The following is an 11,514-nucleotide window of genomic DNA, read 5'->3' as shown; positions in this document are numbered from 1 at the left end:
ATTGCTCCCTTTTAAGTAGAAATTTTGGCTACGAAAGGGAGTATATCATTGGTTCGTGCGTTTTTTTCTGTGTCAAAACCTTTAGCATCCGAAATTTTATTCTATTTTTTCATTTTACTAGTGTTTAAGAATCCGATTTCTTGTCCACAATATTTCTATCAAGTTGAAAACGGGCAGTAAGTTCTCCCAGCTCAAAAGTACATTAATTGAGAAGCTCACTGCCCGAAAACTCGATACAACAAGCCCACCTGAAATGGAAGAAACTATGAAATGGTGGTGGCATAAGAGAAGGGGCGGAGGAAATCTTGAACACAAAGCATCTTGCAATAATTTATATTTTTATTCTATCATTCGGAACAATCTTAAGTTTATATATACCAAAAAATGAAGTAACCGCAAACAGCGAAATCGTCATTCCAAAGGAAGCCATTCGTCTTAGAATTCTAGCTAACAGTGACAGTGAAAAGGATCAACAGCTAAAAAGAAAGGTAAGAGATGCGGTTAACCATGAAATAAATGGTTGGGTTGAAAATCTTACATCAGTGGAATCAGCAAGAAGCCTAATTCGTTCTCGATTACTAGAAATTCAAAGAATCGCAGAGCAGGTGGTAGCTAGTGAGAAGTCAACTCAAAGTGTACATACGGATTTCGGAAAGGTAGAGTTTCCTACTAAGCTTTATGGACAATATCTCTACCCGGCAGGAGAATATGAAGCCATCTTAATCACACTTGGAGAAGGAAAAGGGGCGAATTGGTGGTGTGTACTTTTCCCTCCATTATGCTTTTTAGACTTTGCGAGTGGTGTCGCTGTTAAGGAAGATGAAAAGAGTAATGATAGTTTGGAAGGCTCGGAAAATAGGAGCGGGGAAGGCAGTAAAAGAAGTGAAAACAAAGAACAAACTAGCAGTGAAAGGCAGGATTTAGACCAGGACAAGGCACCAGACACAAAGCAAAACCAAGGTCAAAGTCAAGACTCAAAGCAAGCCCCACCAGTATATACAGAAGAAGACGAAAAACCAGTAGAAGTGAAGTTTTTCATTAAAGTCCTTTGGGATAAATTGAGGTGACAGGCACCATCCAATTGGCACCATCCAATTTTTGGATGGTGCCTGTCACCCTTTTGGTTCTACTTTTTCAAATCTATCATATTTATTAATGAATGATTAAGAGAGGGTAGGTGGGTTTGATGGAGACATTGGTTCGTGGTGGAAAGGTAGAAGATGTGGATAAGCTGATTGCTTTTTTAAATGAAGCAAGAGTGGGCACAGAAGGAGTAGAAAGCGGGATTGAATATTTTTTAATAATGGAAGATAAAGATGGAAATATTAAAGCGACACTTGGGATTGAACCTCTTGGGAGCTACGGACTGCTCAGGTCGTTAGTGATGACATCCGTACTGAAGGAACAGGACATACTGGTCATGTTTGAACAAATCCTGCGCTTAGCACGGGAAAGGCAATTAACAACCTTATATTTGGCTACCAATAAATCAAAATCACTAGATTTCTTTCAAGTAATCGGATTTGAAAAGGAAGAGACTGAGGAATTACCAAAGGAGCTAATGCATTCAAAGCATGTCCAATATATTTTATCTGTGGATAACTCCGTTTTCATGAGGTTAAACCTTTAAAATTGTGGATATGTAGCTTAAGTTATCCACTATAAAAACGTTTTTATACACAAAATGTGGATAAGACTTGAGTTATCCTCCTTCTTCTTTTATACTTTCATACGTATAAAGGAAGGATAAGTATTTGAAATAGGAGAATTATCAAGGTCATCTAGAAAAATCAAATACTTCTATTTGAAGGTGGATATTAAATGAAAACAATCATTTGGTCAGTGGATAAAAATGTGGATAATCAAGAAAGTTATCAACAAATTGCACAGGCAGCCGAGTTTTTAAAGGAAAATGAGGTTATAGCCTTCCCGACAGAAACCGTATATGGTCTCGGTGGGAACGCAAAAAGCAATGAGGCGGTTGCGAAAATCTTTGAAGCAAAAGGAAGACCGAGCGATAATCCGTTAATTATTCACATTGCAAATAAGGGCCAGCTGCTCCAATTTGTTAAGGAAATTCCTGAAAAGGCAAATCAGTTGATCCATCACTTTTGGCCAGGACCATTAACTATCATATTTCAGAAAAAAGAGGGAGTATTATCGGAAAAGGCGACGGCTGGTTTATCAACTGTGGCCGTTCGAATGCCCAATCATCCAGTTGCTCTTGCGCTCATCGAGAAATCTGGTCTTCCGATAGCAGCACCAAGTGCAAACCGATCAGGGAAACCAAGCCCTACAACGGCAAACCACGTATTTGAAGATCTAAATGGTCGAATTCCCGGGATTGTCGATGGGGGGAGTACGGGAGTCGGCGTGGAATCCACGGTGGTTGATTGCACGGAGGATATTCCAGTCATCCTTCGTCCGGGAGGCATTACAAAGGAACAGCTGGAGGCGGTTGTTGGAGAAGTGAAGGTGGACCCCGCGCTAACGGATGAGCAAAAGGCACCAAAAGCTCCAGGCATGAAGTATCAACATTATGCGCCAAATGCGCCACTTTACCTTGTTAATGGAAGTACAGCCTTTATTCAAACCCTTGTCGATGAAAAGCAAAAGGAAGGATTCAAGGTTGGAGTTCTAACTACAGAAGAACATCAGGGAGATTACAAAGCGGATTATATATTTGCCTGCGGGAGAAGAAGTGAGCTAGAAAGTGTAGCAAACCTCCTTTATAAGGCTCTTAGAAGCTTTAATCGCTCAGGTGTAGATTTGATTTTCAGCGAAATGTTTCCAACAGTTGGGGTAGGGCATGCCATAATGAATCGGTTAACAAAGGCAGCTGGTGGTAAAATAATAGAAGAAACAGGGAAAAAATAGGCTGATAAGTCAATGTAGTGGGAACCTTTTTCATAAAAGAATATTCTAAACCTCCTTGGACGTGCATATCTTGAAGTAGCAAGTCCCGAGGGAGGAATAGAATGTCTGCAATGGTTGGAGAAATATTCACACTTGGTTTAATGGCATTTGCCCTAAGTATGGATGCATTTTCAATCGGTTTAGGAATGGGAATGTATCAGATAAGGCTTAGGCAAATTTTTAAGATAGGGCTGACAATAGGTATCTTCCATGTGTGGATGCCATTGCTAGGGATTATTTTCGGTCGATTATTGTCTGAGAGATTGGGAGCCATCGCCGGATTCGTAGGTGGAGGTCTATTAATCTTATTAGGTATTCAAATGCTTTGGTCAAGTATGAGAAAGGATGACCAAGCACTTATTACTCCAGTTGGCATCGGCTTACTTATTTTTGCCATCAGTGCAAGTCTTGATAGTTTTTCAGTGGGACTCACTTTAGGGATATATGGAGCAAAAACGGTAGTGGCATTATTTTGCTTTGGAATTGGAGCAACCCTATTAACATGGGCGGGCTTGCTTATTGGACGAAGAGTTCAAGGGCTGCTAGGTACATATAGTGAAGCATTAGGTGGAGGAATCCTACTAGCATTTGGAATAAAATTGCTATTATCGTTCTCTTAAAAAGTATATAAGTGCAAACAGAAAGGCTCATCTTCAATCGGGATGGCCTTTTTGTATGGGATAAGAAACCTATTCACACAGTAGAAAATGAAAAAAATGATGAAAGCCCCTTCATTTAATGGAGATTTTAGGATATTCTAAATAATGATAAAAATTTAGGAGTTTTGACTCATATTGTTTGGGTTAAACCCAAAATTCCAAATGTTTTAAATTTTTCAAAGCTTGTCTATGGATGTCAACGTTTTTCGCTTATAATGGTAATGAGGAGGAAAAGGAATGACCCGCATTCTGTTTGTATGTACAGGAAATACCTGTCGAAGCCCAATGGCAGAAGCTATTGTAAAAAGCAAATCCATTCCTAATTTAGAGGTGAAATCTGCAGGGGTTTTTGCCATGGATGGGGGAGCAGCCTCAGAAAATACACAAGCTGTATTAAAGGAAAACCAAATTGAACACAACCATCGTTCACAAATGCTGTCAACAGAAATGGTTAAATGGGCCACCTACATTTTAACAATGACTAGTGGTCACAAAAGTACAGTCCTGAATATGTTTCCAGAGGCAAAAGAAAAAACATTTACTATAACTGAATTTGTAGAGGGAAACTCAACCCGTGATATTGCTGATCCTTATGGTGGATCAATAGAAATATACAGAGATACATACAAGGAACTAAATGAAAAAATAGAAAAAATAATCGAACGTATACAAAAGGAGAGTTAAAGGAACAGGGGGAGGAAGAAATGGGGGAAAAAAAGAAGTACAAGTTTGGACTTAGGAAAAAGCTTGTTATGTTTACAACAGTCCTAGCGCTTATCACATATTCGACAAGTGGAGTATTTATTTATATTTTATATCCATTGTTTAAGGATATTTTACCAGTAGGGGAATTTACCTTTACGGTGATAACACTAAGCTTGGGGATTATTTGGTCTGGTATTTTGGCCTTCTTCTTTGCAGCGCTAATAATAAGACCATTACAGAAGCTTGAGAAAATTGCATTAAAGGCAGCGCATGGAGACATCGGGGAGGATGTGGAACTTCCACGTACAGATGATGAAATTCGTTCATTAGGGGTAGCCTTTAATCACATGCTTTATTCTTTAAGGGATATGGTCCTTAAGATCGATGAAAACTTCCAAGAAACGAATGAGAAGGTTATTGCTATTTCGCAGGAAGCATCTGCAGCAGCTGAGCAGGCATCAGCCATCTCCAGAACCATTAGTGAAATATCACAAGGTGCTGACAACTCTGCAATTTCCATTCAAAACACAGCAGAGGCCGTAGAAGATGTCATTAGAATTGCGGTCGAGGTTCAAAATAAAGCAAAGGCTTCAGAGGGTGTTTCCAATGATATGGTTCATGAGCTTGAAGAATCTAAGAAAGTCGTTCACTCATTAATCTCTGGTATTGAACGATTGGCTGATGATAATAAAAACTCTCTTCAAACAGTAAAAAGATTAGAGAGAAACGCAGAGAAGGTCGGGGAAATTATTCAATTGGTCGGTGATATTGCCGCCCAAACCAACTTGCTAGCATTAAATGCCTCTATTGAAGCAGCTCGTGCCGGTGATCACGGAAAGGGCTTTGCTGTAGTGGCTGAAGAAGTTAGGGTTCTAGCAGATGAAAGCGCTAAGGCCGTTCAAGGAATTTCCGAATTAGTACAGAACATCCAACAGGAAGTCATCAATGTCGTCAATCAAATCACTCAGCAAGTAGACATAGCTAATAATGAAGCGAAAAAAGGAACCGAAACAAAAGAAGTCATTGAAGAAATGACGAAAACCATCGATGAGATGGCGTCATCTATTGCAACGATCACTAAATTAGTAGACCAACAAATGATTGAAATTCAGCATACATCTACGCAATCACAAGAAGTAGCTGCCATCGCAGAGGAAACCTCAGCTGGAGCACAGGAAGTAACAAACGCTACTGTCCACCAAACACAGGTAATGGAAAACGTAGAAAGCCTAGGTATGGACCTCAAGCATCAAGCAGAAAAATTAAAAGAGACCATTACGCGGTTTAAGCTGTAGGGATGTAATAGGTTTGTTGGTATTTTTAGTGTGAACTGTTGAAAGCGGTAACTAAAGGGCTGAATTGCTTGCTGTCAGACAGTACCTAATATGAATAGCCGAAGTCATTGTTCCAATGAAGATATAAGACAAAAGCATTAGCCCTCACCGAACAGCTAATGCTTTTTCTTTTTACCTTTATATTTATAGGTGAATATGTCAAAATAAAAATATTAAATCATCTATCAAATGGACAGAGTGAATATGGAGGAGAGAAAAATGAGAGTAGCCATTGCATCGGATCATGGTGGAGTAAATATTCGAGAAGAAATTAAAAATTTACTTGAGGAAATGGGTATTGCCTTTGAGGATTTCGGCTGTGAATGTGGAACCTCCGTTGACTATCCAGATTATGCATTACCAGTTGCTGAAAAAGTAGCAAACGGTGAATTTGATCGCGGAATTCTTATTTGCGGAACAGGCATCGGCATGAGCATTGCAGCAAACAAGGTAAAAGGAATTCGCTGTGCGCTTGTACATGATGCATTTAGTGCAAAGGCTACACGCCAGCATAATGATAGTAATATTTTAGCCATGGGAGAGCGGGTTATTGGTCCAGGGCTTGCTCGTGAAATAGCAAAAATATGGCTGACAACGGAGTATGAAGGTGGCCGTCATGAAAACCGTTTAAATAAAATTAAGGAAATAGAGGATAGAAATCTTTAATTCTTTCATGTCAAGAAGGAGGAATACCAATTGTCAGATTCCATATCCCATTGGGAGGAAGAATTGCACAGCATCCTACAAGAATTTCAAAAGCAGGCCAATCTGACAAGCAAGCATTTGTTAGTAATCGGCTGTAGTACAAGCGAGGTCATTGGCAAGAAAATCGGAACCGCGGGCTCTGAGGAGGTTGCCGAGATGATTTTTCGTAAGCTTTTGGATTTCCAAGAGGCTACTAGTGTTTCATTGGCCTTTCAATGCTGCGAACACTTAAACCGGGCGCTTGTGATTGAGAGAGAAACAGCTGAGGAAAAGGGCTATGATGAAGTAACGGTCGTTCCTGTTCGAAATGCTGGTGGAGCGATGGCAACTTATGCTTATTCTCATTTAAAGGATGCCGTTGTTGTTGAGCAAATCCAAGCGGAGGCAGGAATAGACATCGGTAATACCTTAATCGGGATGCATCTAAAGCCGGTTGCAGTTCCAATACGTGTACCTCAGAAAACCTTTGGAGGCGCCCATGTCACATTAGCAAAAAGTCGTCCAAAGCTAATTGGGGGCGAACGAGCAGTTTATGTAAGTGAACCAAAAAACCAATCTTGCAGCTGACATAAAACGGATTGATAAAGGTCTAACATCAAACAGAATGAAAAAAGGGTTACAAGCCAGAGAACATAAATGGATTCAAAAATAAAGCCTAGCATGAATCGAAATGGTCAAGCCGAATAGGGTGTGTTATTTTTCCAACATCTGTATGAGGTTTGACCTTTTTCATTGTTATTGTTTATACTTTTTTAATTTTCATTCTATTCAATTAAAAAACGTGCTAGAATAGTTTATGAATTTCGGTTAAGTGAAGAAATAGTATATATGAATATGGCTTAAAAAGGGAGGATTCACATGAAGCATTTATCACAGCAGGATCAACAAGTATTAAAAGCGATTCAAGACGAATTAGGGAGACAAAGGTCAAAGATTGAACTTATCGCATCAGAAAACTTCGTAAGTGAAGCGGTTATGGAAGCACAAGGTTCAGTTTTAACCAATAAGTACGCAGAAGGATATCCAGGAAAACGTTATTATGGCGGCTGTGAATATGTCGATGTGGTAGAAGACTTAGCTCGTGAACGGGCAAAAGAAATTTTTGGTGCAGAATATGTCAATGTTCAACCTCATTCAGGTGCCCAAGCGAATATGGCTGTTTATTTTACCATTTTGGAACATGGTGATACAGTTCTTGGAATGAATCTTTCTCACGGTGGCCACTTAACACACGGAAGCCCAGTTAACTTCAGTGGGATTCAATACAAATTTGTCGAGTATGGTGTAGATCAAGAAACACATCGCATCAATTACGATGATGTTTTGGAAAAAGCACGTGAGCACAAGCCAAAATTAATTGTTGCAGGTGCTAGTGCCTATCCGCGCCAAATCGATTTTAAACGTTTTAGAGAAATTGCTGATGAGGTTGGAGCATATTTAATGGTGGATATGGCCCATATCGCAGGTCTTGTTGCAGCTGGACTCCATCCAAATCCAGTACCATATGCAGATTTTGTCACAACAACAACTCATAAAACCCTTCGCGGACCACGCGGCGGTATGATTCTTTGTAAAGAAGAGTTCGGTAAGAAAATCGATAAGTCCATCTTCCCTGGTATCCAAGGTGGACCATTAATGCATGTCATTGCAGCAAAAGCTGTAGCATTTGGTGAAGCATTACAAGAAGGCTTCAAAGAGTATGCACAAAATATTATCGATAATGCCGCACGTTTAGCGGAAGGCTTAAAGGGTGAAGGAATTGACCTTGTTTCAGGAGGAACCGATAATCATCTTTTACTTCTTGATATGAGATCATTAGGTTTAACAGGTAAAGTGGCTGAAAAAGTCCTAGACGAAGTAGGAATCACGGTTAATAAAAACACGATTCCGTTCGACCCTGAAAGCCCATTTGTCACTAGCGGAATTCGTGTAGGTACAGCGGCGGTTACTTCTCGTGGCTTTGGATTAGAGGAAATGGATGAAATTGCATCTATTATCGCGTTCACTTTGAAAAACCATGAGGATGAAGCAAAGCTGAAGGAAGCGGCAGACCGAGTAGCTGCTTTAACAGCGAAGTTCCCTTTATATCCTGAAAAATAATACTGTAATAAGTCGTGTCAGAATCCTCATTTTGGACACACTAGTTAATGATTGAGTTAACTATGTGGAATAAGGATTCTGGCGCTTTTTTGTTTGGTTTGTGATTTGGGCGTTGAGAAAGGGTATTGAGGATGATTGTGGTTTAAGGGAGTGCAGATTTGTGTGAGGGTGTGAGAATGATTGGGATTTTTGAGAGTGATGGTTGAGGTTGAGGTGAGTAACTGTTGAGTTTTGGGGGGTGTTGGGGTTAATGAGAGGAATAGGTGGGTTTTGAGAGTGGTTGGATTTTTGCGTAGAATACGTGAATTAGGTGAGTGGATGGGAATGTGCTTGGCTGACTGCTGAATTAGGTGAGTAGATGGGAATTATCGTGAAAGACTGCTGGATTGGGAGAGTGGATGGGAATTATTGGGGAAGACTGTTGGATTGGGAGAGTGGATGGGAATTATTGTGAAAGACTGCTGGATTGGGAGGGTGGATGGGAATTATTGGGGAAGACTGCTGAATTGGAAGTGTAGATGGGGATTTTATGAGAATGACTGTTGAATTTTGGAGTAGTAGCAAGTTGAAGACTGATGGACTTTGAGAGTTGATTGGTATTTTCGCGAATAAACCCAGGATTTTGAGAATAAGAAGGAAATTTCGCGAATAAACATATTGTTTCGCGAATAAAAAGTGAGTTCGCGAATAAAAGTCAGGTTTTCGCGAATAAAACTTGATTTTTCGCGAATAAATTTTAAATTTCGCGAATAAAACCCCAAATTTCGCGAATAAACCCTCGTATTTCGCGAATAAACCCTCGTATTTCGCGAATAAACCTTGGCGGGACCCGTAGTTTTTAATAATCACTGGCCAAAACTAAACTCTAGATTTCGATTTCGGCTAAAAAACCAAGTTTTTTGGTCATCCTAAGCTCAAAGAGGATGAAAACCCCAACATATTCCACAAAAGAGCACCCCACCTCAACCCAAAACCCTCAACCCAAAACCCAAAACCCAAAACCCACAACCCAGTACCCTCAACCAAAACCCTCAACCCCACCACCCAAGGCACAACCAGAAAAACCCAACACTCTCCAACACAAAATAACCAACCAACCCCACCACCCAATATAGAATATTAAAATTGAGTGAATATTTGAAAGAAAATGGAAACACATTTCACTTTATTGCTATAATGTAGACAAAGTGAATCTTGCCCCGATGAATATTTTTCTGTACAATTAAACGCAGTGTGTAAAACAACTACATAAATAATGTTCATTAAAATAAAGGAGGAAGCTATTATGGCAAAGGTATACGTTTTTGATCACCCACTCATCCAACATAAGCTTACATACATCCGTCAAAAGGATACTGGAACAAAGGATTTCCGAGAATTAGTGGATGAGGTGGCAACACTTATGGCATTTGAAATCACTCGTGATATGCCATTAGAAGAAATCGAAATTGATACTCCAGTAAGCAAGACAAAGTCTAAGGTTTTATCAGGGAAAAAGATTGGTCTTATTCCCATCCTACGTGCTGGTATTGGAATGGTAGATGGAATGCTGAAGTTAATCCCTGCAGCAAAGGTTGGCCACATCGGACTTTATCGTGACCCAAAAACGTTAAAGCCTGTTGAATACTATGTTAAGCTTCCTAGTGATGTGGAGGAAAGAGATTTTATCGTTGTTGACCCAATGCTTGCAACTGGTGGTTCTGCGATTGAGGCAATCACTTCTCTTAAAAAACGCGGAGCAAAGCATATTAAATTTATGTGCCTGATCGCTGCTCCAGAAGGCGTAGAGGCTGTGCAGAATGCCCATCCAGATGTGGACATCTACATCGCTGCTCTTGATGAAAAGCTTAATGAAAAAGGTTATATTGTTCCTGGTTTAGGAGATGCCGGCGACCGTTTATTTGGAACAAAATAATAATAAGAAGGTATTTTGGGATGAATCAACCGATTAAGGTAATGACGATTTTCGGGACAAGACCTGAAGCTATAAAGATGGCACCGCTCGTCCTTGAATTTAAAAAATATCCAGAGTATTTCACACCCATCGTAACTGTTACAGCTCAGCATCGCCAAATGCTTGATCAGGTATTACATATTTTCGGAATTACACCAGATTATGATTTGAACATCATGAAGGATCGACAAACATTAATGGATATAACAACCCGCGGGCTTGAAGGCTTGGATGAGGTCATGAAAAAGGTAAAGCCTGACATCGTTCTCGTCCATGGAGATACAACAACAACCTTCATTGCGAGCCTCGCAGGCTTTTACAATCAGATTCCGGTCGGGCATGTTGAAGCAGGCCTAAGAACATGGAATAAATACTCTCCATATCCCGAGGAGATGAATCGTCAGCTAACAGGAGTCCTATCAGACTTACATTTTGCGCCGACCTCGAAATCAGCTGATAATTTAATCGCTGAAAATAAGGTGGCCAATCAGATATTTATTACCGGCAACACCGCAATCGATGCCTTAAAGACAACCGTTCGAAATGAGTATCAGCATGAGGTGCTTGAAAAATTAGGGCAAGACCGTTTGATTTTATTAACTGCTCATCGCCGTGAAAACCTTGGCGAACCGATGCGAAACATCTTTCGAGCGGTGAAGCGCATGGTCGAAGAAAATAAAGATATACAAGTTGTATATCCTGTACATTTAAATCCCGTTGTCCGGGAGATTGCATCCGAAATACTAAAGGATGATCCGCGAATTCATTTAATAGAGCCACTCGATGTCATCGACTTTCATAATTTTGCATCGAGAGCGCATTTAATCCTCACTGATTCAGGTGGCGTTCAGGAGGAGGCACCATCACTAGGTGTTCCGGTTCTGGTGCTTCGAGACACTACGGAAAGACCAGAAGGAATTGAAGCGGGGACACTTAAGCTTGTTGGTACAGATGAAGAGGTCATCTACCAATCTGCTATGGAGCTTTTAACGGATAAAGCCGCATATGAAGCAATGAGCAAAGCAGCGAATCCATATGGAGACGGAAATGCTTCGAAAAGAATCTGTCAGGCCATTCGCTACTATTTCAAACAAACAGACCAGAGACCAGAAGAATATCGGTAAAATGAGACCCAAATTTG

General features: G+C 40.3%; 12 protein-coding genes. All 12 read left to right on the top strand.

The genetic code is table 11. The annotated features are described in order from the left end of the window. The first annotated feature begins 305 nt into the window (after nucleotides 1-305). The 12 genes from spoIIR (at nucleotide 306) to wecB (ending at nucleotide 11,497) form a co-directional block, all read left to right on the top strand. Complete coding sequence (spoIIR, locus tag BQ6100_RS19565) at nucleotides 306-1,067, top strand: stage II sporulation protein R (RefSeq protein WP_084780504.1); 762 nt, start codon at nucleotides 306-308, stop codon at nucleotides 1,065-1,067. A gap of 119 nt (nucleotides 1,068-1,186) precedes the next feature. After that, nucleotides 1,187-1,630, top strand: a complete 444-nt coding sequence (locus BQ6100_RS19560; RefSeq protein WP_075983198.1) for a GNAT family N-acetyltransferase — start codon at nucleotides 1,187-1,189, stop codon at nucleotides 1,628-1,630. A gap of 191 nt (nucleotides 1,631-1,821) precedes the next feature. After that, a complete protein-coding gene (locus BQ6100_RS19555; protein WP_075983197.1) occupies nucleotides 1,822-2,877 on the top strand; it encodes an L-threonylcarbamoyladenylate synthase in 1,056 nt (351 codons plus the stop codon). A 101-nt stretch (nucleotides 2,878-2,978) separates the two neighbouring features. After that, nucleotides 2,979-3,536, top strand: a complete 558-nt coding sequence (locus BQ6100_RS19550; RefSeq protein ID WP_075983196.1) for a manganese efflux pump MntP — start codon at nucleotides 2,979-2,981, stop codon at nucleotides 3,534-3,536. A gap of 276 nt (nucleotides 3,537-3,812) precedes the next feature. Beyond that, nucleotides 3,813-4,259 carry a low molecular weight protein arginine phosphatase gene (locus BQ6100_RS19545; RefSeq protein WP_075983195.1) on the top strand — a complete coding sequence of 149 codons (447 nt, stop codon included), beginning with the start codon at nucleotides 3,813-3,815 and terminating at the stop codon, nucleotides 4,257-4,259. Nucleotides 4,260-4,279: 20 nt separating this feature from the next. Continuing rightward, on the top strand, nucleotides 4,280-5,575 hold the full coding sequence (locus BQ6100_RS19540) for a methyl-accepting chemotaxis protein (RefSeq protein ID WP_075983194.1): 1,296 nt from the start codon (nucleotides 4,280-4,282) through the stop codon (nucleotides 5,573-5,575). Nucleotides 5,576-5,833: 258 nt separating this feature from the next. Beyond that, a complete protein-coding gene (rpiB, locus tag BQ6100_RS19535; RefSeq protein ID WP_075983193.1) occupies nucleotides 5,834-6,280 on the top strand; it encodes a ribose 5-phosphate isomerase B in 447 nt (148 codons plus the stop codon). 30 nt (nucleotides 6,281-6,310) lie between these two features. Continuing rightward, nucleotides 6,311-6,886, top strand: coding sequence for a TIGR01440 family protein (locus BQ6100_RS19530; RefSeq protein WP_075983192.1), 576 nt, complete (start codon nucleotides 6,311-6,313; stop codon nucleotides 6,884-6,886). 291 nt (nucleotides 6,887-7,177) lie between these two features. Further along, complete coding sequence (gene glyA, locus BQ6100_RS19525) at nucleotides 7,178-8,419, top strand: serine hydroxymethyltransferase (RefSeq protein WP_075983191.1); 1,242 nt, start codon at nucleotides 7,178-7,180, stop codon at nucleotides 8,417-8,419. A gap of 386 nt (nucleotides 8,420-8,805) precedes the next feature. Further along, complete coding sequence (locus BQ6100_RS21875; RefSeq protein ID WP_261798583.1) at nucleotides 8,806-8,937, top strand: hypothetical protein; 132 nt, start codon at nucleotides 8,806-8,808, stop codon at nucleotides 8,935-8,937. 767 nt (nucleotides 8,938-9,704) lie between these two features. Then, nucleotides 9,705-10,334 carry a uracil phosphoribosyltransferase gene (gene upp, locus BQ6100_RS19520; protein WP_075983190.1) on the top strand — a complete coding sequence of 210 codons (630 nt, stop codon included), beginning with the start codon at nucleotides 9,705-9,707 and terminating at the stop codon, nucleotides 10,332-10,334. Between the two features lie 20 nt (nucleotides 10,335-10,354). Continuing rightward, a complete protein-coding gene (gene wecB / locus BQ6100_RS19515) occupies nucleotides 10,355-11,497 on the top strand; it encodes a non-hydrolyzing UDP-N-acetylglucosamine 2-epimerase (RefSeq protein ID WP_075983189.1) in 1,143 nt (380 codons plus the stop codon). The last annotated feature ends 17 nt before the right edge of the window (nucleotides 11,498-11,514 follow it).

Source organism: Bacillus massilinigeriensis, from assembly GCF_900117315.1.
Taxonomy (GTDB): domain Bacteria; phylum Bacillota; class Bacilli; order Bacillales; family Cytobacillaceae; genus Bacillus_BE; species Bacillus_BE massilionigeriensis.
Note: the sequence above shows the minus strand (reverse complement) of the source record. Positions and strands in the feature narration are given on the sequence as shown.